This window comes from Neorhizobium galegae, from assembly GCF_017877055.1.
GTDB classification, from domain to species: Bacteria; Pseudomonadota; Alphaproteobacteria; order Rhizobiales; family Rhizobiaceae; genus Neorhizobium; species Neorhizobium galegae_D.
The window spans coordinates 1,648,537-1,667,897 of record NZ_JAGIPG010000002.1 but is presented as its reverse complement, the minus strand read 5'-3'; the positions used below and the strand labels follow the sequence as shown (position 1 = coordinate 1,667,897).

Here is a 19,361-nt window from a genome sequence, read left to right as displayed (position 1 = left end):
GCGTTGCATTCCCTTTCGGATGCGCTTAGGAAACCGCTGCGCGTGAGATTGCCGGACAAGGATGAGGATTATTGATGCGTATCGTGATGGTTGGATCGGGTTATGTCGGCCTCGTGTCGGGAGCCTGCTTTGCGGATTTCGGACATGACGTGATCTGCGTCGACAAGGCCGCCGAAAAGATCGAGGCCCTGAAAAAGGGCGTCATTCCGATCTTCGAGCCGGGCCTCGAGGCGCTGGTCGAATCAAACGTCAGATCCCGTCGCCTTTCCTTCACCACGGATCTCGGCCCGGCCGTGGCCGATGCCGATGTCGTCTTCATCGCGGTCGGTACGCCGTCGCGCCGTGGCGACGGCCATGCCGATCTCGGCTATGTCCATGCCGCAGCACGCGAAATCGCCGAAGCGCTGACCGGCTTCACCGTCATCGTCACCAAGTCGACCGTTCCTGTCGGCACGGGCGACGAGGTGGAGCGGATCATCCGCGAAACCAATCCGGATGCAGATTTCGCCGTCGTCTCCAACCCCGAATTCCTGCGCGAAGGTGCTGCGATCGAGGACTTCAAGCGTCCGGACCGGATCGTCGTCGGCCTTTCCGACGAGCGCGCCCGCGGGGTGATGACGGAAGTCTACCGTCCGCTCTATCTCAACCAGTCGCCGCTCCTCTTCACCAGCCGCCGCACGTCCGAACTGATCAAATACGCCGCAAACGCCTTCCTGGCGATGAAGATCACCTTCATCAACGAGATGGCCGACCTCTGCGAGCGTGTCGGCGCCGACGTCCAGGACGTTTCGCGCGGTATCGGCCTCGACGGTCGCATCGGCTCGAAATTCCTGCATGCCGGCCCCGGTTATGGCGGCTCCTGCTTCCCGAAGGACACGCTGGCGCTCGCAAAGACCGCCCAGGACTATGACAGCCCTGTCCGCCTGATCGAAACCACCATCGCCGTCAACGATACCCGCAAGCGTGCCATGGGCCGCAAGGTGATCGCAGCTGCCGGCGGCGACGTGCGCGGCAAGAAGGTCGCCGTGTTCGGGCTGACCTTCAAGCCGAACACCGACGACATGCGCGACAGCCCGGCGATCGCCGTCATCCAGACGCTGCAGGATGCAGGCGCGATCGTCTCCGGCTACGATCCGGAAGGCATGGCAAACGCCAGGCAGATGATGGATATCGAATTCGCCAGCGGCCCCTACCAGGCAGCGGAGGGCGCGGATGTCGCGGTTCTGGTCACCGAGTGGAACGAGTTTCGCGCACTCGATCTCGAACGGCTGAAGTCGGTCATGAAGAGCCCTGTCCTCGTTGATCTGCGCAACGTCTATCGCGCCCGGGAAGTCGAAGCGCACGGCTTTGCCTATTCCGGCGTCGGAAAACTGCGCTAAAGTCCTCCGGAAAACGCCGGGCCGGCGGCAACCTCGGGCTCGGCCCCAGGGTTGTGCCGCGCCGGGCCTGCCGATCTCTTCTGGAGCGATCCGGGCGATAGGCATTCCGGCCGCCTGTTCTTGTCGCGAAGGCTTTCAAGCCGGGACTTGATTAGGCATACTGCATGTCGATGATGTTTCGCCGTCTCATGCAGACAGGCTTCTGCTTGTCCTTGGCCGTTCTGCCCTTTGGCGGGAACATCGTTGCTGCGGACGAGCCCACCGCTCCGAAATGCCGATACGAGCGTGCGGTGTCGGACGGGAATGGCCGATTGTGCATCCGCCCCGAAACCTACAATGAGGATCTCTGCCACGTCATGGAGCGGCTGGCGGTCATGAACGGGCTGCCACCGGAATTCTTCGGGCGCCTGATCTGGCGCGAGAGCCTGTTCCGGCCGAACGCAGTGAGCCCGAAAGGCGCCGAAGGCATCGCGCAGTTCATGCCGGCGACCGCGAAGATCCGCGGCCTGCAAAACAGCTTCGATGTCATAGAAGCCCTTGCCGCGTCCTCGCTCTATCTGAGGGAGCTGCGCGACCGTTTCGGCAATCTCGGCCTCGCTGCCGCGGCTTATAATGCCGGCGAAGCCGGGCTGGAAACATTCCTGAAGGTCGGACGGCTGCCGATCGAGACGCGCGACTACGTGTTTGCGATCACCGGTCACCCGGCGGAGACATGGAGGGACAATCCGCCGAAGACGGCGGCTCAGGCCCTCGCCCCGCAAAAGAACTTCATCGACGGATGCCTACAGCTCGCCGCGACGAGGCGTCTCAACGAGACCGTTCTGATCGCATCGGCGGATTGGGCGCCATGGGGCGTGCAGCTTTCCGCGCACTACAATCCGAATATTGCCAGCCAGCTGTTTGCCAACACGATCGGCCGGCTGCCGGCGCCGCTCAACGCGGAACGGGCGCTCGTCGTGCGGCAGAAACGGGGCAATTTCGGCTATCGCCCGCGTTATGCGGCGCGGATCGGCCGCGCAACCAGAGCCGAGGCGACCGACTTGTGCAACAGGATCAGGGCACACGCCGTGCCCTGCACGGTTTTCAAGAACTGAGGCGGGATGCGGCAAGCGAAGGCAGGCCTTCCGCTTGCCGCACATGGTTCTCGGTCAGCAGTTCTGTGCCTGCCCAGGTGCAAGAGTTCCGTCCGCATTGGGCATCGCGGAGCCCGAACCCTGCGGCAAATTGTTGGTCGTGGCGGAGCCGGTACCCTGCGACAGATTGCCGGGCGGGCATTTGGAACCGCCGGAATTGCCGATCGTGCTGCCGGTCGTATTGGAATCAAGCGCACCGCTTCCAGCTCCATTCAGCGGAGTCGTGGTAGTGCCGTTGAGCGTGCCGGAGCCGCTGGCGCCCGAACCCGAAACGGATCCGCTGGTTCCTGCAGAACCTGAGCCAGAAGCGCCGCCGGATCCTGATCCGGTTCCCGAGCCCGACTGGGCGACCGCAGCAGTGGCGAGACCTAGCGACAGTGCGCCAATTGTGAGTATCTTTACAAACATTGGGTTTCCTCTCGTGGGACTTTGCAGACATGCCCTACAGCCATCTAACCCCGCCGACCGCAGAAGGTTTCCGAGGTTCGACCGCTTCCACCGAATAACGGCGGCGCGGGGTCAGTGCGGCCAGGTCCCGAAACTCGTGGGTCGCCAACCGGTCCGGCAAAGACGGAGCGGGAACAGGCGAGTAGGAACGCCGTCGGAATACGTTGGAACGTCTACTTGATTAAGCGATTGATTTTAATGGTGCCCCCGCCAGGGTTCGAACCCGGGACCCCCTGATTACAAATCAGGTGCTCTACCAACTGAGCTACAAGGGCACTTTCGAGTGGGGAGTTACCAGATTTTCCCCTCCTGTAAAGAGAAAATCGCTTTAACATCATACACCATGTATTCGACTTGCGTTGTTTCCCCCACCGGCGATGGCGCAAGGCGCTTGTCCAAAAGCCTGTTTTTCCTGTACTTAATGCCGTCCCGCCGGCATGGTCCTGTCACAGGCTCGTGTTAGCTCAACTGGTTACAGCGTCCCTTGCGCGGCCCCTCGGGCGGCGGCACCCTCAAAGGCCCGTTCATGTCGTCCCAGACGAACAAGCTCTCCATCATCGCCTCGACAGCCCCGGAAGCACAATCCGCACTGGAGGAACTTGTGCGGCTCTACGGCAACGTGCCGACCGCGGAGGCCGACGTGATCGTCGCGCTCGGCGGCGACGGTTTCATGCTGCAGACGCTGCACGATACGATCCATACGGGCAAAAGCGTCTACGGGATGAATTGCGGCTCGGTCGGCTTCCTGATGAACGATTTTCGCGCCGAGCGACTTCGTGAACGGGTGGCCGAATCGGTCGAAAACGAATTCCATCCGCTGAAGATGACCACGGAAAACGAGGATGGCTCGACGTCGGCGGCACTCGCCATCAACGAGGTCTATCTCTTCCGGCAATCCTACCAGGCGGCCAAGCTCCGGGTGGAGATCGACGGCCATGTGCGGCTGGAGGAGCTGATCTGCGACGGACTGATGATCGCGACGCCGGCCGGCTCGACCGCCTACAATTTGTCGGCACACGGGCCGATCCTGCCACTGGAAGCGCCGCTGCTCGCCATGACGCCGGTCTCGGCCTTCCGTCCGCGGCGCTGGCGCGGCGCGCTGCTGCCGAACCACGTCTGCGTCGATATCCACATCCTCGAACCGGAAAAGCGGCCGGTCAACGCGGTTGCCGACAATACCGAGGTGAAGTCGGTGCTGAAGGTGCGGGTGGCGCAATCGACCGAAATCACTGCGCGCATCCTCTCCGATCCGAACCACTCCTGGTCCGACCGGATTCTTGCCGAGCAGTTCAACAACTGACTCAGCGTCAGCGCGCCCAAATAGAGCCTCTTGCCCTTGCGTGAAGCTCAGCGCTTCGGGGTGAAGGCGCGCAAAAAAGTGCGGGTGGCGTTCGCCGCCATCTGGTCGATCTCCGATTCCGGCGTCTGGCGGCCAAGCTGCTGGTCGTAACGCAGGTCGGTTGCGAGAAGTGCCATATATTGGCGGGCCGCGAGCGCCGGATCTTCGATTTCGAGATAACCGCCATGGGCGAGCTGCGCCAGCCGCGCGGCGATGGCCGGATATTTCTTGCCCGGCCCGTATTCCTTCCAGGTTTCGAAAAGCTCAGGGAATCGTGCACCCTCGGTTTCGACCACCTTGCGCAGCCAGCGGCCGTTCGGGTCGCAGATCGCCTTGCGCAGGAGCTGGGCCGAGAAATGCGTCAGTTCCGCCTCGATATCCTGCGGCGCCACCGGGAAAGTATCGAGGACGCGGAAGAAACCGGCGCTGGAGCGATCGGTGATTTCGGCGACCACGACCTTGAAAAGATTATCCTTGTCGCCCAGCTGATTGTAGATCGTCTGGCGCGATACCCCTGCCCTTGCCGCGATCGCATCGATGCTGGCGCCGCCGAAGCCTTCCTGGGCAAAAACGTCGGCTGCAGCGTTGAGGATAGCCTGGCGCTTGCTCTGCGCCGGCGGCCAGGTGTCGTAATCGCGTGGAAGTTCGGCAGACGAATTTTTCATGACATCACTATAGCGGGGCTTGACGGATTGGACAATTGTGTCCAGAATATTTTACATGATTGTTTAGGCCTATCCTCCCAAACGCGGCCGGCTCTCATATTCTTCTCCCATAATCGTCCTCGCCCTGCCGTTACCACGGCAGATGTGGTGACGGGAAAGGTTTTTTCCAAATGCAAAGCAGAGCTCCTTCGCATGCCCTGTCGCTCGGGCTGCTCTCCGCTATCGGGCTTTTCGCCCTCGACATGTACCTCCCGGCATTGCCGACCATCAGCGCAAACTTGCAGGCCGACAGCCACGAGGTGCAGGCGAGCCTGATCTCCTTCTTCGTCGCCATGGCGGTTTCGCAGATCGCCTATGGTCCGCTCTCCGACATGTTCGGCCGCAAGCGGCCGCTCTATGTGGGCCTTGCCCTTTATGCCATCGGTGCGGTCGGCTGCGCCCTGTCGCCGTCGATCGAATGGCTGATCGCCTTCCGGTTCCTGCAGGGCATGGGCGCCTGCGCCGGCGTCGTCATCTCCCGCGCCATCGTCCGCGACCTGCATACCGGTCCGGCGGCGGCCCAGCTGATGTCGCGGCTGATGCTGGTGTTCAGCGTCTCGCCGATCCTCGCACCGCTTGCCGGCAGCATCGTCACGGTGTTCGGCGACTGGCGGCTGATCTTCTGGGTGATGGTCGGCGCCGGTGCCGTCGGCGCCGTCGTCGCGGTCTTCTTCCTGGAGGAAACCCGGCTGCCGGCTGCGCGCAGTGAAAGCAGCCTCGCCGGCGCGCTCAACTCCTATGGCACGCTGCTCCGGGATCCTTACTATCTCGGACTGGTGCTGATCGCGTCCTTCGGCATGTCGAGCTACATGATCTATGTGGCGAACTCGTCCTTCGTGCTGATCCAGCATTACGGCCTGTCACCGACCTTCTACAGCATCGTCTTCTCGTGCAATGCGGTCGCCTTCATCGGCATGTCGCAGCTGAACGGCTGGCTCTCCCGCAAGATCGGGCTGCGCAAAGTGATCCGCGGCGCGGTGTTCGGGTATTCCACGATGATGGTCCTTCTGGCACTCGTCACCTCGCTCGGCATCGATCGTCTCGACGTCATGGCGGCCTTCCTGTTCGGCGGCTACGGCTTCCTGGGCATGATCATCCCGACGGCGGCGGTGCTGGCGCTCGAACACCACGGCCGGATCGCCGGCACGGCGTCGGCGATGATGGGCACGATCCAGTTCGTGACGTCTGCGGTCGTGATCGGCCTCGGCGGCATGTTCGTCGACGGCACGTCGCTGCCGATGGTCACGGTCATCGCGGTGTGCTCGGTCGTGGTTTTCCTGCTGTCGCTGGTCGTGCTGCGCAGCCCGCGCGGTGCAATGGCGGCTGCGGCGGAATAATCTCCGCCTTACCTGACAAAAAGAAGCGGCCGGGCTTTGCAATCCGGCCGCTTTCGTTCGTGCTTCGTTAAAATCCTCAGTCGACGTCGGCGACGTCCACATCCGGCTTGCCGCTGATGCGGTGCGCCAGGGCCGCTTCCATGAACGGATTGATATCCCCGTCCAGCACGTCGTCGGGCGCCGTGCTGGTCACGCCTGTCCGCAGGTCCTTGACCATCTGGTAGGGCTGGAGCACATAGGAGCGGATCTGGTGGCCCCAACCGATATCGGATTTCGAAGCTGCTTCGGCATTTGCCGCTTCCTCGCGCTTCTTCAGCTCGGCCTCGTAAAGACGTGCACGCAGCATGTCCCACGCCTTGGCGCGGTTCTTGTGCTGCGAACGCTCCTGCTGGCATTGCACGACGATGCCCGACGGAATGTGCGTGATGCGCACCGCCGAGTCGGTCGTGTTGACGTGCTGGCCGCCGGCACCCGACGAACGGTAGGTGTCGATGCGGCAATCGCTTTCGTTGATCTCGATGTTGATCGAGTCGTCGATGACCGGATAGACCCAGATGGACGAAAACGAGGTGTGGCGGCGGGCGTTGCTGTCATAGGGCGAAATGCGGACCAGGCGATGGACGCCCGATTCGGTCTTCAGCCAGCCATAGGCATTGTGGCCCTTGACGAGGATGGTCGCCGACTTGATGCCCGCTTCTTCGCCGTCATGCACTTCCAGAAGCTCGACCTTGAAACGTTGGCGTTCGGCCCAGCGGGTGTACATGCGCAACAGCATGTTCGCCCAGTCCTGGCTTTCCGTGCCACCGGCGCCGGAATGGACTTCGACATAGGTGTCGTTGCCATCCGCCTCGCCCGAGAGCATGGCTTCGACCTGGCGCCGGCCGGATTCCGCCTTCAGCGCCTTCAGCGCATCCTCGGCTTCCTTGACGATCGCTTCGTCGCCCTCTTCCTCGCCAAGCTCGATCAGCTCGATATTGTCGTTGAGCTGTTGCTCCATCGCCTTGACGCCATTGATGCCGTCATCGAGCTGCTGGCGTTCGCGCATCAGCTTCTGCGCTTCGGCGGCATCGTTCCAGAGGTTGGGATCCTCCGACTTGTTGTTCAACCAGTCCAGTCGTCTTACCGCCTGATCCCAGTCAAAGATGCCTCCTCAGCAGGCTTATGGCCTGCTTGATTTCGTCGACTACATTGATGATTTCCGCACGCATGGCGCTTGTTCTTCGCTCTTTGTGTTGGGGTTTTAGGTGCCGTGGACATAGTTGCAGCGAGCCCGGATGTAAAGCCCGGGCCGGCCGCAAGCCATTCGCGTCCAACAGGATCAGAACAGGCCCGGCATGCCCGAGGTCACAGCCTGCTGCGCCTGGGGCGAATTGGTGAAGATCTGGTCCTGGGTCATGTATTCGCCGTCGCCGATGACCTGGAAGACGTCTGCCGGGCCGGTACCCGGCTTGAAGGCTTCGACGATCGTGTCCGGCTGGCCTTCCATGGCCGCCATGCCGGTCTTGCGGTTGACCGCGACGAGTTGCATGCCGTCCGGCACGTGGAATTTTTCGGCCGGCGTCAGCTTGGCTGCCTGCGCGAGGAACTCGCCAAAAATAGGTGCGGCAAGGCCGCTGCCGGTGCCGGCACGGCCGAGCGGGGCCGGCGTGTCGAAGCCGATATAAAGACCCGCGACCAGGTTCGGCGTGAAGCCGACGAACCAGGCGTCCTTTTCATCGTTCGTGGTGCCGGTCTTGCCGGCGACGTCGCGGTCCTTGACCGGAATCTTGCCGGCTGCCGTGCCGCGCTGGACCACGCCCTGCATCATCGAAGTAATCTGGTAGGCGGTCATCGGGTCGAGAACCTGCTCGCGATTGTCGACGATGCTCGGTTCTTCCTGGTTGGCCCAGTCATTGAAGTTGCAGCCGTCGCAGGCGCGCTCCTCGTGACGGAAGATCGTCTTGCCGTAACGGTCCTGGATGCGGTCGATGACGGTCGGCTTGATCTGCTTGCCGCCGTTGGCGATGACCGCATAGGCCGAGACCATTCGCATGACCGTCGTCTCGCCCGAACCGAGCGACATGGCAAGCACAGGCAGCATCTTGTCGTAGATGCCGAAACGCTCGGCATATTCGGCAACCAGTTCCATGCCCATGTCCTGCGCCAGGCGCACAGTCATCTGGTTGCGGGATTTTTCGATGCCGGTGCGCAGTGTCGACGGGCCGCCTGAATCACCGCCGTAGTTTTCCGGCCGCCAGACCTGACCGCCGGAGACGATCTCGATCGGGGCGTCCAGGATGACCGAGGCCGGCGTATAACCGTTATCGAGCGCAGCCGAGTAGACAAACGGCTTGAACGACGAACCGGGCTGGCGCATTGCCTGGGTGGCGCGGTTGAATTCCGATTGCGAATAGGAGAAGCCGCCGGCCATCGCAAGAACGCGGCCCGTGTTCGGATCCATGGCAACGAGGCCGCCCTGGACCTTCGGCGGCTGGCGCAGCCTGTAGGTCCTGGCCTGCGGATTGATCGGCTCTACGTAAACGACATCGCCCGGCTTCAGCACGCCGTCGGGCGATTTTGCCGGCTTGCGGGTATTGGTCGAGTCCCGATAGGCCCATTTCATGTCGTCGCCGTTGATCGTGCCAGTCTCGCGAGCCGGGTCGACCTTGCCGGCCGCATCCGCCGAGGGTTGCAGACCGATCGTGGCCGACTTCGCCGAAACCTCGGTGACGACCGCAAGCTTCCATTCCGGCACGTCCGCAAGCGACTTCTGCTTGGCGAGTTCCAGGCCCCAGTCGCCAATCATGGCGATCTGTGCAATCGGCCCATGGAAACCACGGCGCTCGTCATATTCCACCAGACCGTTCTGCAGGGCGGTGCGGGCGATAACCTGAAGGTCGGGATCGAGCGAGGTGCGGACCGAAAGACCGCCCTCATAGAGCGCCTTGTCGCCGTAACGGTCGATGATCTGGCGGCGCACCTCTTCCGAGAAATAGTCCGATGCGAAGAGATGGGTGCCGATGCGGCGCTGCTTGACGCCGAGCGGCTGCTTCTTGGCGTCGTCGGCATCAGGCTGGGTGATGTAACCATTCTCGGCCATGCGGTCGATGACCCAATTGCGGCGCTCGAGCGCCGCCTTTTCGCGGCGGAATGGATGGTAGTTCGCCGGCCCTTTCGGAAGGGCAGCAAGATAGGCGGCCTCGGCCGTCGTCAACTCCGTCACCGACTTGTCGAAATAGGTAAGTGCCGCGCCGGCGATGCCGTAGGAATTCAGGCCGAAGAAGATCTCGTTCAGGTAGAGTTCGAGGATCTTGTCCTTCGAATAGGTCTGCTCGATGCGGAAGGAGAGGATTGCTTCCTTGACCTTGCGGTCGATCGTCTGGTCGGCAGAGAGAAGGAAGTTCTTCGCCACCTGCTGGGTGATGGTCGAGGCTCCTTCGGGGCGACGGCCGGAACCGAGGTTCTGGAGGTTCGAGAGGACGGCTCGCCCAAGACCCGTGATGTCGATGCCGGGATGGCTGTAGAAATTCTTGTCTTCAGCGGACAGGAAGGCCGCCTTGACCCGATCCGGCACCGCCTGAATGGGCAGGAAGAGGCGCCGTTCGCGGGCATATTCCGCCATCAAGGCACCGTTGCCGGCATGAACGCGGGTGGCAACCGGGGGCTCGTAGGAGGCAAGCACCTCGTAGTTCGGCAGGTCCTTGGTCATCCCGGTGAGGTAAATACCCACGCCGGCAGCCACGACCAGAAACAGGACGCAGGCCAAACCAAAGAGATAACCAATCAATCTTACCATATCGGAGCTACCGTTCAGCTTTCATTCGGCGCGTGAAACACACCATCGCATGGTTAGAGGCGTTTTGCACGGTGATTGCACCAGCGCAAGGCGAAAACGGATCAATCGTCCGCCGTCCATTGCATCTGACAGATTATCGAGTAACCGCCTGAATGTGAGTAAAATAGGGCTCTTAGATCCGATTTCCGGCGTCCGCCCTCCCTCACGCGATATTCCCGATGCCTGTGGCACACGCGCCACGCGCGGCAGGCAGAATCAGCCGCCGTTCGCCATCGCGCGGTCACGATAGCGCTTGATAGCATCGACCATGCGGTCGATCACCTTCGAGCGCCACGACTCATCCAGCAGCAGCTTCTCATCTTCGACATTGGACAGGAAGCCGAGTTCGAGGAGCACCGACGGAATGTCCGGGGCGCGCAGAACTTGGAAGCCCGCATAACGGTGGGGATTGTTGATGAGCCCGATCTGCCCTTCGAAGGACTGGACGACATTGGTGGCGAGCGCGATCGAAAACGCCTGGGTCTCGCGCCGGGTCAGGTCGAGCAGGATATCGGCGACCTCGGGCGGGCCGCTCTGGAGTGTGTAGCCCGCAAGCTCGTCGGACAGGTTTTCGCGCGCCGCGAGGTTTTCGGCCATGCGGTCGGACGCCTTGTCGGACAGGGTATAGACGGTCGCGCCGCGAATGTCCTTCTGGCCGAGCGTATCGGCATGCAGGGATACGAAGAGATCGGCGTGGCCCTGGCGGGCAAGCGTCACGCGCTCGGAGAGCGACAGGAACGTGTCGTCGTCGCGGGTCAACAAGACCTTGATCCCCTCGACCCTCTTCAATCGTTCGGCAAGCGTCCTGGCGAACGCAAGCGTGATGGTCTTCTCCGGCGTCTTGGTGCCCGCCCCCGTCGCGCCGGCATCGATCCCACCATGCCCGGCATCGACAGCAACCGTAAAGACATTGTCCTTCTCGGCCATCGCCAGCGCGTCCGGAGCCGCCGCCGTCGGCGTCGCCCAGTTCTGGGTCTTCACCAGGTCGGCAAAAACCTCCTTGGAGGCCATTTCCGCATCCAGGACCAGCCTGTAGCTGCCGTTGTCGTTCGACTGAACCTCGGCGATCGACAGTTTCACCGGCCTCTTGGCGGTCAGCACGATGCGGGCGCTCGACTCACCCATCGCGCCGTAGCGGATGTCCCTGAAGAGACCACGTGCGGCCAGATCCTCGGCGGGGAAACCGAAGGCGGTCGCCGGCAGGTCGACGACTACCCGTTCCGGCGCAGCGACGTAATGGACGGAGAATTCCGGCTTTTTCTCGAACTCGATGACGATCCGGGTGCGCGCATCATCGCCGGCGACCCGCGCGCTGAAGGCGAGAAGCGGCGGCGGCGACGTAGCGCGGGCGGAACTCAGGGGAGGTGTCGCGACGAAGGCTACCAAGAGAAGAACCGCGCAAGCGATTCGCGCAAAAAAACGCTGCCGACTTCCGCCGCAGGCCGTCGCTGCGCTTGCCTTTAAATCCGCCCTCAAAACGCTACCCGCATTCAAAGCCCCGCCGCCTGTCGGGCAACCCGCATCAAAGTGCCCATTCTAGAAGGCATTTGCACGTCAAAAGATGCGAATCATCCGCCCGTTCCCTGCCATCCATAAGGGGTCTAATTCCATCGAGAATATGGCAAACTTGGCTTTTCCCTTGCTATTGTGACAGATAAACCATACAACGCCCGTGAGGGTTAAAGTGTTGACGGGATAGTCTGCCGATAGGCTGGCCAGCCTTTTCGGGACCTGGCGCCGACGACCGACAGTCATCCGCCGTCGCTACACTTTTTCCTGATACACGATCCAACCGGCGGTGGCCGGAATAGTACCGGGTGGCGTGCCACCCACCGCTCATGCGGAGCACATTCATCGGGCCCATGCGGGCCTATGGTATCGTCATTCTCGTTTGGTTTTTGATGTCGCGGCACAATTTGCAGAACCTGGAGAGACTGAGGGAGCAACGCTCCCCATCATCTTTCCGGTTGCCGTCACAACCGTGCCTGACGGGAACATCTTTATCCGGCGCAACGACCGCATTGCATGACGGGCCTGTCCTTGTGGCAGGCTTTTCTGCATTCTCCCGGCGGCGCCGAGGAGCAGAATTTCAATGGCAGACAAAATGCTTATCGACGCGTCTCACGAAGAGGAGACGCGCGTAGTTGTCGTTCGCGGTAACCGGATCGAGGAGTTCGATTTCGAATCGCAGCATAAAAAACAGATACGCGGCAATATCTATCTGGCGAAGGTGACGAGGGTCGAACCCTCACTGCAGGCCGCCTTCGTCGACTACGGCGGAAACCGTCACGGCTTCCTCGCCTTTGCCGAAATCCATCCCGACTATTATCAGATCCCGCTTGCCGACCGTCAGGCGCTGATGCAGCAGGAAGCCGAGGATCAGCGCAAGATCGCCGAGGCGGAAGCCGCTGATCCGGTGGTCGACCTTGCCCACCAGGAACAGCCGGATATCGGCATCGCTGCCCCGGCAGCCGCTGTCGAGCCCGCAAGCGAAGCCGGTGCGGAAGCAACTGAAGCAAGCCCGGTCGAGGCTGTCGCCACCGAAGAGGCTGAAAAGCCGAAAGCCAAGCCGCGCCGCAGCCGCGCCCGCAAGAAGCCGGCAGAAGAAGCAGCGGCTCTTGAAGCCGGAGCATCCGAGGGTGAAGGGGCTCCTTCCTCCGAAAACAATGACGACGACGGCTCGACGCCCGGCGAAATGGCCGCGATGGTCGAGACCGATTCGATCTCGGAAGACGTCGACGCCCGCCGCGGCGGCCGCAACGACGATTTCGACGACGACGACGATGACGATCACGGCGAGAAGGAAGTGATCGAGTCGGTCGGCGCCGAAGACGCCATGGAAGAAGTTCCGGACCGCGTCGTGCGCAAGCCGCGCAAGCAGTATCGCATCCAGGAAGTCATCAAGCGCCGCCAGATCCTGCTGGTTCAGGTCGCCAAGGAAGAGCGCGGCAACAAGGGCGCTGCCCTTACCACCTATCTTTCGCTCGCCGGCCGCTACTCGGTTCTGATGCCGAACACGGCGCGTGGCGGCGGCATTTCCCGCAAGATCACCCAGCCGCAGGACCGCAAGCGCCTCAAGGAAATCGCCCGCGAGCTCGACGTGCCGCAGGGCATGGGCGTCATCCTGCGCACCGCCGGTGCGAACCGCACCCGCGTCGAAGTCAAGCGCGATTTCGAATACCTGATGCGCCTGTGGGAAAACGTCCGCACGCTGACCCTGAGCTCGACCGCCCCTACCCTCGTCTACGAGGAAGGCTCGCTGATCAAGCGTTCGATCCGCGACCTTTATAACAAGGACATTTCCGAGATCATCGTGTCCGGCGAAGAAGGCTATCGTGAAGCGAAAGACTTCATGAAGATGCTGATGCCGAGCCATGCCAAGGTGGTCCAACCCTATCGCGACCTGCATCCGATCTTCGCCCGTTCCGGCATCGAGGCGCAACTCGACCGCATGCTGCAGCCGCAGGTGACGCTGAAGTCCGGCGGCTACCTGATCATGAACCAGACGGAAGCACTGGTTGCCATCGACGTCAACTCCGGCCGTTCGACCCGCGAACACTCGATCGAGGAAACCGCGCTCCAGACCAACCTGGAAGCGGCGGAAGAAGTCGCCCGCCAGCTTCGCCTGCGCGACCTTGCCGGCCTGATCGTCATCGATTTCATCGACATGGAAGAGAAGCGCAACAACCGCGCTGTCGAGAAGAAGCTGAAGGATTGCCTGAAGAACGACCGCGCCCGCATCCAGGTCGGCCGCATCTCGCATTTCGGCCTGCTCGAAATGTCGCGCCAGCGCATCCGCGCTTCGGTTCTCGAATCGACAACGCAGATCTGCACCCATTGCGGCGGCACCGGCCACGTGCGCTCGCAGTCGTCGGTCGCCCTGCACGTGCTGCGCGGCGTCGAGGAATATCTGCTCAAGAACACCACGCATGACATCACCGTGCGCACCACGCCGGAGATCGCGCTCTATCTCCTCAACCACAAGCGTTCCAGCATCGTCGACTACGAGAACCGCTTCGGCGTCTCGATCTTCATCGAATCGGATGTCAGCATCGGCTCCAGCCATTTCGCGATCGATCGCGGCGAGCCGGTCGAAAACCCGGTCAAGATCGAAAGCCTGATGCAGTTCGCGGCCATCCCCGTCGAAGAGGACGATGACGACATCATCATCGAGGCCGACGAGGAGGAAGAAGAAGAGACCGTCGCAGCGGCAGCGCAGCCGGCAGCTGCCAATGCCGAGCGCGCCCAGCAGCAGGGTGATGACCCGAACGGCCGCAAGCGCAAGCGCCGCCGGCGTCGTCGCAACCGTGGCGGAGAAAAGGGCGGAGACGTCCAGACCGCCCAGGGCGGCAACGACGACATGGCCGACGGCGACGAGGATGGCGATGAAGGCGAGGACGACGTTTCCGAAACCGGTGAAGCATCCGGCTCAACGGTTGCCGCCGATTCGGACTCGGAAGAAAACCGCCGCAAGCGCCGTCGCCGCGGCAAGCGCGGTGGTCGTCGCAATCGCAACGGTGAGGACGGACAGGAACTGAGTGCTTCGGAGGACGGCGAAGCGGCCGACGAAGACGCATCCGGCGAAGACGTCGCCGCCGTGCTGGTAGCGGCCGTAGCGGAAGCCTCTGAGGAGATCGCCGCCGAGGCTGTGTCGGCGCCCGCCGAGGCGGAAGCCGCATCTGGCGGCAAACCGGAAGCCAAACCGCGTCGTTCGCGTCGCGGCAAGGCAGCGACTGCGGCCGACGCACCGGCTGCGGAAGAGGTCCCGGCTGCAGAAGACGTTCAGGTGACTGTCGCCGCTCCGGCTCCGGTGGAAACCGTCGTCGAGCAGGTCGAGGCAGCACTCGGCGAAGAGCCGCAGGCTCCCGAGACAGCTCCGGTCGCAGAAACTCCCGTCGAGGAAGCTCCCGCCGCAGCAGCCGAGCAGGCAGATGCCGGCGAAGCGAAGCCGGCCCGAGCTAACCGCGCGTCCAACATCTCCTCCTCAGCCGAGGCGGTGGTGAAGAGTTCCGACCCGGTGGCAGCGCCCGAGGCCGAAAACGACCCGTCGAAGCCGAAGAAGGCCGGCTGGTGGCAGCGCCGCGGCTTCTTCTGAGCCGACTGACAATCCATGAAAAACGGCCGCGTTCGACGCGGCCGTTTTTGTTTTTACCCGCCTTCACACTGAGAAACTGCATCAACTTCCTGCCGAAGCGATTCCGGAAATGCCGTCAACCTGTTGAAACCAGACTCCATTCCACCATCCTGCCAAGCCTCATACGCAGTTGTGAACTGGCGGGAACCGCGCGGAAATGATTTTGAGGTTTTTTGGAAAGCCCGACTGGCTTACTTTGGGCACAAATCGCAACAATGGTGCGCGGGGATTCGTGTGCCCGACCCAAGAGGATATGGATGACCCGCCTGTTCAAGACGCTCATTTTCAAGACATTGGCCGCCGGCTCGATGCTGGCCCTGGCACTTTCCGCGGCCGCCCCGGCCGTCGCGCTCGACGACCAGCAGAAAAAGGAAATGGGCCAGTTCATCCGCGAATACCTGATCCAGAATCCGGAAGTGCTGGTCGAGGTTCAGAACGCGCTGGAAGCCAAGCAGCAGACACAGCGCGTCGAGCAGTCGACAAAAGCGATCGCGGACAACAAGCAGGAGATCTTCTCGTCGCCGACCGACATCACGCTCGGCAATCCGAAGGGCGACGTCACCGTCGTCGAGTTCTTCGATTACAATTGCGGTTACTGCAAGCGGGCGCTTTCCGACATGGACGACATCCTTTCCAAGGACAAGAACGTCCGCTTCATCCTGAAGGAATTCCCGATCCTCGGTCCGGACTCGGTCGCCGCCCACCGGGTCGCCAACGCCGTGCGTCTGGTCGCGCCGGATAAATATGCAGAGTTCCACCGCGAACTGCTCGGCGGCAAGCCTCACGCCTCGGAGGCGGCGGCCATCGCGGTCGCCAGCGCGCTCGGCGTCAAGGAGGCGGCGATCCGCAAGTCCATGGCCGACCAGCCGAACGACGACTTGGTGCGCGACGCCTACCGGCTCGCCAACGCGATCGGCATCACCGGCACCCCGACCTATGTGGTCGGCGACGAAGCCGTGTTCGGTGCCGTCGGCCTCGAGGCGATCGAGCAGAAGGTCGCCAACGTGCGTGCCTGCGGCAAGGCGACCTGCTGACAGGGTAAGCCCTGACCAATAGATGTTCCATCGCAGTGGACTCACGGGCTTTCGGCACGGCGGGGGCTTTCCCTTGCCGCCTCGCCGGTCTATAGGTGGCCCCTGAATTTCAGTGTGGAACAATAGAATAGTGATGAGCAAGACGGTCTTCGTCCTCAACGGCCCCAATCTCAACATGCTGGGCAAGCGCGAGCCGGGCATCTATGGCGCAGCCACGCTGAAGGACGTCGAGAACGACTGCATCGCAGCCGGCAAGGAACTCGGCTTTACGGTTGATTTCCGCCAGAGCAATCATGAAGGCGTGCTGATCGACTGGATCCACGAAGCCAATGAAAAAGCCGTCGGCGTCGCCATCAACGCAGGCGCCTATACACATACCTCGATCGCATTGCACGACGCCATCAAGGCGATTTCCGTGCCGGTGATCGAGCTTCATATCTCGAATGTCCACGCGCGGGAGGAATTCCGCCATCATTCGATGATCGCACCGGCGGTAAAGGGCGTGATCTGCGGTTTTGGCACCGCGAGCTACATTCTGGCGCTGCACGCCTTGAAATCCATTACCGCCTGACAAGATAAACAGAACAATAGGGTTTGCCATGTCTGACAAGAAGAACGGTATCGACAAGGGACTGATCCGCGACCTCGCGAACATCCTCAACGATACCGACCTCACCGAGATCGAAGTCGAACAGGACGATGTGCGTATTCGTGTATCGCGCGTCGGTACGACTCAATATGTCCAGGCCCCGGTCGCAGCGCCCGCCTATGCCCCGGCTGCAGCTCCCGTAGCCGCAGCAGCGCCCGCAATCCAGGACAACAAGAACGCGGTCACTGCGCCGATGGTCGGCACCATCTACCTCTCCCCGGCCCCGGGTTCGCGCGCCTTCGTCGAAGTCGGCGCCACCGTCAAGGAAGGCCAGACGCTGCTGATCATCGAGGCCATGAAGACGATGAACCAGATCCCGTCGCCGCGCTCCGGCAAGGTCACGGAAATCCTGGTCAACGACGCTCAGCCCGTCGAGTATGGCCAGCCGCTCGTCGTCATCGAGTAAGGCGCATCCATGATTTCCAAGATCCTCATAGCCAACCGCGGTGAAATCGCGCTTCGCGTGCTTCGCGCCTGCAAGGAACTCGGCATCGCGACCGTCGCGGTCCATTCCACTGCGGACGCCGACGCCATGCATGTCCGGCTCGCCGACGAAAGCGTGTGCATCGGCCCGCCGCCGTCGCGCGACAGCTATCTGAACATCCACCAGATCGTCGCCGCCTGCGAGATCACCGGCGCCGACGCCGTGCACCCGGGCTACGGCTTCCTGTCGGAAAACGCCAAGTTCGCGGATATCCTCGACGCGCACGGCATCACCTTCATCGGCCCGACCGCCGACCATATTCGCATCATGGGCGACAAGATCACCGCCAAACAGACCGCGCAGGAACTCGGCATTCCCGTCGTTCCCGGCTCCGATGGCGAGGTGAAGCCCGAGAACGCGATGGAAATCGCCCGCCAGATCGGTTTCCCGGTGCTGATCAAGGCGACCGCCGGCGGCGGCGGACGCGGCATGAAGGTCGCCAAGACCGAGGCCGACCTGGATGAGGCCGTGTCGACGGCCCGTTCCGAAGCGCTCGCCGCTTTCGGCAACGATGCCGTCTACATGGAAAAATATCTCGGCAAGCCGCGCCATATCGAAATTCAGGTGGTCGGCGACGGGGAAGGCAATGCCATCCATCTCGGCGAGCGCGACTGCTCGCTGCAGCGCCGCCACCAGAAGGTCTGGGAAGAAGCCAATTCCCCTGCCCTCAACGTCGAACAGCGGATGAAGATCGGCGAGATCTGCGCCGATGCCATGCGCAAGCTGAAATATCGCGGCGCCGGCACGATCGAATTCCTCTACGAGAACGGCGAGTTCTATTTCATCGAGATGAACACCCGTCTGCAGGTCGAGCACCCGATCACCGAAGCGATCACCGGTATCGACCTCGTGCACGAACAGATCCGCGTCGCCTCCGGCGCCGGCCTGTCCGTCCGCCAGGAAGACATCGTGTTCTCCGGCCATGCCATCGAATGCCGCATCAATGCCGAGGACCCGCGCACCTTCGTGCCGTCGCCCGGCACGATCACGCATTTCCATGCGCCCGGCGGGCTTGGTGTGCGCGTCGATTCCGGTGCCTATGCGGGCTACCGCATCCCGCCCTATTACGACAGCCTGATCGGCAAGCTGATCGTGCACGGACGCACCCGCGTCGAGTGCATGATGCGGCTGCGCCGCGTGCTGGACGAGTTCGTCGTTGACGGCATCAAGACAACGCTTCCCCTCTTCCAGGATCTCGTCGATAATCCGGATATCGCCAATGGCGATTACGACATTCACTGGCTGGAAAACTACCTCGCCGGCGACAAGACGCATTAGGGAGATCGATGGCAGGGCGACGCGGCAGATATTACCCGGCGATAACCCCGGAAATCCTGTTGCGCGCCTATTCTATCGGCCTTTTCCCGATGGCCGAATCCGCCGACGACCCGGAAATCTTCTGGGTCGAGCCGGAAATGCGCGGCATCCTGCCGCTCGACGGCTTCCATATTTCGAAAAGCCTCGCTAAGGCGGTCCGCAAGAGCCCGCTCGACATCCGCGTCGATACGGCATTCGAACGGGTGATGGCTTTCTGTGCCGAGCCCGCCGGCGACCGGCCAAGCACTTGGATCAACTCCACGATCCGCAAGCTCTACAACGAATTGCACCGCATGGGCCACGCGCACAGCGTCGAGGCCTTCGAGGGCGATGAACTGGTCGGCGGTCTCTATGGTGTTTCGCTCGGTTCGGCCTTTTTCGGCGAGAGCATGTTTTCCAGGCGCACGAACGCCTCCAAGATCTGCCTCGTGCATCTTGTCGAGCGGCTCCGAAAAAACGGTTTTACCCTGCTCGACACACAGTTCACGACCGAACATCTGAAGACGTTCGGCGCAATCGACGTCCCCAAGGACGACTATCTCAAGCTCCTGAGAATCGCGGTCGATTCACCGCACCTGAAATTCTAAGGG

Annotated in this window: 15 protein-coding genes and 1 tRNA gene; 10 read left to right on the top strand and 6 right to left on the bottom strand. The window is 62.1% G+C overall.

Features of this window, described 5'->3' with window-relative positions; translation table 11 throughout:
* Nucleotides 1-74: 74 nt before the first annotated feature.
* Nucleotides 75-1,379, top strand: a complete 1,305-nt coding sequence (locus J2857_RS18730; protein ID WP_210011561.1) for a UDP-glucose dehydrogenase family protein — start codon at nt 75-77, stop codon at nt 1,377-1,379.
* Nucleotides 1,380-1,543: 164 nt separating this feature from the next.
* Entirely contained in the window at nt 1,544-2,473 is a 930-nt protein-coding gene (locus tag J2857_RS18725; RefSeq protein ID WP_210011560.1) for a transglycosylase SLT domain-containing protein, read from the top strand.
* Between the two features lie 54 nt (nt 2,474-2,527).
* Here the strand turns inward: J2857_RS18725 and J2857_RS18720 are convergent, their stop codons facing one another.
* Nucleotides 2,528-2,920, bottom strand: coding sequence for a hypothetical protein (locus J2857_RS18720; RefSeq protein ID WP_210011559.1), 393 nt, complete (start codon nt 2,918-2,920; stop codon nt 2,528-2,530).
* 238 nt (nt 2,921-3,158) lie between these two features.
* A tRNA-Thr gene (locus J2857_RS18715) sits at nt 3,159-3,234 on the bottom strand.
* A 251-nt stretch (nt 3,235-3,485) separates the two neighbouring features.
* Between J2857_RS18715 and J2857_RS18710 the strand changes: the two genes are divergently transcribed.
* The gene (locus tag J2857_RS18710; RefSeq protein ID WP_210011558.1) at nt 3,486-4,259 is read left to right on the top strand and encodes an NAD kinase; all 774 of its coding nucleotides are present in this window, start codon (nt 3,486-3,488) and stop codon (nt 4,257-4,259) included.
* A gap of 47 nt (nt 4,260-4,306) precedes the next feature.
* Here J2857_RS18710 and J2857_RS18705 read toward each other — a convergent pair whose 3' ends face one another.
* A complete protein-coding gene (locus J2857_RS18705; protein ID WP_210011557.1) occupies nt 4,307-4,963 on the bottom strand; it encodes a TetR/AcrR family transcriptional regulator in 657 nt (218 codons plus the stop codon).
* 170 nt (nt 4,964-5,133) lie between these two features.
* On the opposite strand from J2857_RS18705, the gene J2857_RS18700 reads away from it, so the two are divergent.
* Entirely contained in the window at nt 5,134-6,339 is a 1,206-nt protein-coding gene (locus J2857_RS18700; protein ID WP_210011556.1) for a multidrug effflux MFS transporter, read from the top strand.
* 76 nt (nt 6,340-6,415) lie between these two features.
* On the opposite strand, the gene prfB is transcribed toward J2857_RS18700, so the two are convergent.
* The 3 genes from prfB to J2857_RS18685 all read right to left on the bottom strand — a co-directional run bounded on the left by prfB (nt 6,416) and on the right by J2857_RS18685 (nt 11,560).
* A protein-coding gene (prfB, locus tag J2857_RS18695; RefSeq protein ID WP_210011555.1) for a peptide chain release factor 2 occupies nt 6,416-7,547 on the bottom strand; the annotation gives its coding sequence in 2 pieces (ribosomal slippage) (nt 6,416-7,477 and nt 7,479-7,547; 1,131 coding nt in all).
* A gap of 110 nt (nt 7,548-7,657) precedes the next feature.
* Nucleotides 7,658-10,114 (bottom strand): penicillin-binding protein 1A, encoded by a 2,457-nt coding sequence (locus J2857_RS18690; protein ID WP_210011554.1) that lies wholly within the window; start codon nt 10,112-10,114, stop codon nt 7,658-7,660.
* 255 nt (nt 10,115-10,369) lie between these two features.
* Nucleotides 10,370-11,560 (bottom strand): N-acetylmuramoyl-L-alanine amidase, encoded by a 1,191-nt coding sequence (locus J2857_RS18685; RefSeq protein ID WP_210011730.1) that lies wholly within the window; start codon nt 11,558-11,560, stop codon nt 10,370-10,372.
* A gap of 685 nt (nt 11,561-12,245) precedes the next feature.
* Here J2857_RS18685 and J2857_RS18680 point away from each other — a divergent pair.
* The 6 genes from J2857_RS18680 (at nt 12,246) to aat (ending at nt 19,358) form a co-directional block, all read left to right on the top strand.
* On the top strand, nt 12,246-15,248 hold the full coding sequence (locus J2857_RS18680; RefSeq protein ID WP_210011553.1) for an Rne/Rng family ribonuclease: 3,003 nt from the start codon (nt 12,246-12,248) through the stop codon (nt 15,246-15,248).
* Nucleotides 15,249-15,544: 296 nt separating this feature from the next.
* A complete protein-coding gene (locus J2857_RS18675) occupies nt 15,545-16,321 on the top strand; it encodes a DsbA family protein (RefSeq protein ID WP_432420160.1) in 777 nt (258 codons plus the stop codon).
* Between the two features lie 133 nt (nt 16,322-16,454).
* Entirely contained in the window at nt 16,455-16,892 is a 438-nt protein-coding gene (gene aroQ / locus J2857_RS18670; RefSeq protein ID WP_210011552.1) for a type II 3-dehydroquinate dehydratase, read from the top strand.
* Between the two features lie 28 nt (nt 16,893-16,920).
* Nucleotides 16,921-17,376: an acetyl-CoA carboxylase biotin carboxyl carrier protein gene (gene accB, locus J2857_RS18665; protein ID WP_037080403.1), complete on the top strand. Its 456-nt coding sequence runs from the start codon at nt 16,921-16,923 to the stop codon at nt 17,374-17,376.
* Between the two features lie 9 nt (nt 17,377-17,385).
* The gene (gene accC, locus J2857_RS18660) at nt 17,386-18,732 is read left to right on the top strand and encodes an acetyl-CoA carboxylase biotin carboxylase subunit (protein WP_210011551.1); all 1,347 of its coding nucleotides are present in this window, start codon (nt 17,386-17,388) and stop codon (nt 18,730-18,732) included.
* An 8-nt stretch (nt 18,733-18,740) separates the two neighbouring features.
* A complete protein-coding gene (gene aat, locus J2857_RS18655) occupies nt 18,741-19,358 on the top strand; it encodes a leucyl/phenylalanyl-tRNA--protein transferase (RefSeq protein WP_210011550.1) in 618 nt (205 codons plus the stop codon).
* Nucleotides 19,359-19,361: the final 3 nt, after the last annotated feature.

Excerpts from the sequence above, each read along its gene's own strand:
- J2857_RS18730 (WP_210011561.1), top strand. The coding sequence starts at position 75 with ATGCGTATCGTGATGGTTGGATCGGGTTATGTCGGCCTCGTGTCGGGA.
- J2857_RS18725 (WP_210011560.1), top strand. The coding sequence starts at position 1,544 with ATGTCGATGATGTTTCGCCGTCTCATGCAGACAGGCTTCTGCTTGTCC.
- J2857_RS18720 (WP_210011559.1), bottom strand. The coding sequence starts at position 2,920 with ATGTTTGTAAAGATACTCACAATTGGCGCACTGTCGCTAGGTCTCGCC.
- J2857_RS18710 (WP_210011558.1), top strand. The coding sequence starts at position 3,486 with ATGTCGTCCCAGACGAACAAGCTCTCCATCATCGCCTCGACAGCCCCG.
- J2857_RS18705 (WP_210011557.1), bottom strand. The coding sequence starts at position 4,963 with ATGAAAAATTCGTCTGCCGAACTTCCACGCGATTACGACACCTGGCCG.
- J2857_RS18700 (WP_210011556.1), top strand. The coding sequence starts at position 5,134 with ATGCAAAGCAGAGCTCCTTCGCATGCCCTGTCGCTCGGGCTGCTCTCC.
- J2857_RS18690 (WP_210011554.1), bottom strand. The coding sequence starts at position 10,114 with ATGGTAAGATTGATTGGTTATCTCTTTGGTTTGGCCTGCGTCCTGTTT.
- J2857_RS18680 (WP_210011553.1), top strand. The coding sequence starts at position 12,246 with ATGGCAGACAAAATGCTTATCGACGCGTCTCACGAAGAGGAGACGCGC.
- J2857_RS18675 (WP_432420160.1), top strand. The coding sequence starts at position 15,545 with ATGACCCGCCTGTTCAAGACGCTCATTTTCAAGACATTGGCCGCCGGC.
- aroQ (WP_210011552.1), top strand. The coding sequence starts at position 16,455 with ATGAGCAAGACGGTCTTCGTCCTCAACGGCCCCAATCTCAACATGCTG.
- accB (WP_037080403.1), top strand. The coding sequence starts at position 16,921 with ATGTCTGACAAGAAGAACGGTATCGACAAGGGACTGATCCGCGACCTC.
- accC (WP_210011551.1), top strand. The coding sequence starts at position 17,386 with ATGATTTCCAAGATCCTCATAGCCAACCGCGGTGAAATCGCGCTTCGC.
- aat (WP_210011550.1), top strand. The coding sequence starts at position 18,741 with ATGGCAGGGCGACGCGGCAGATATTACCCGGCGATAACCCCGGAAATC.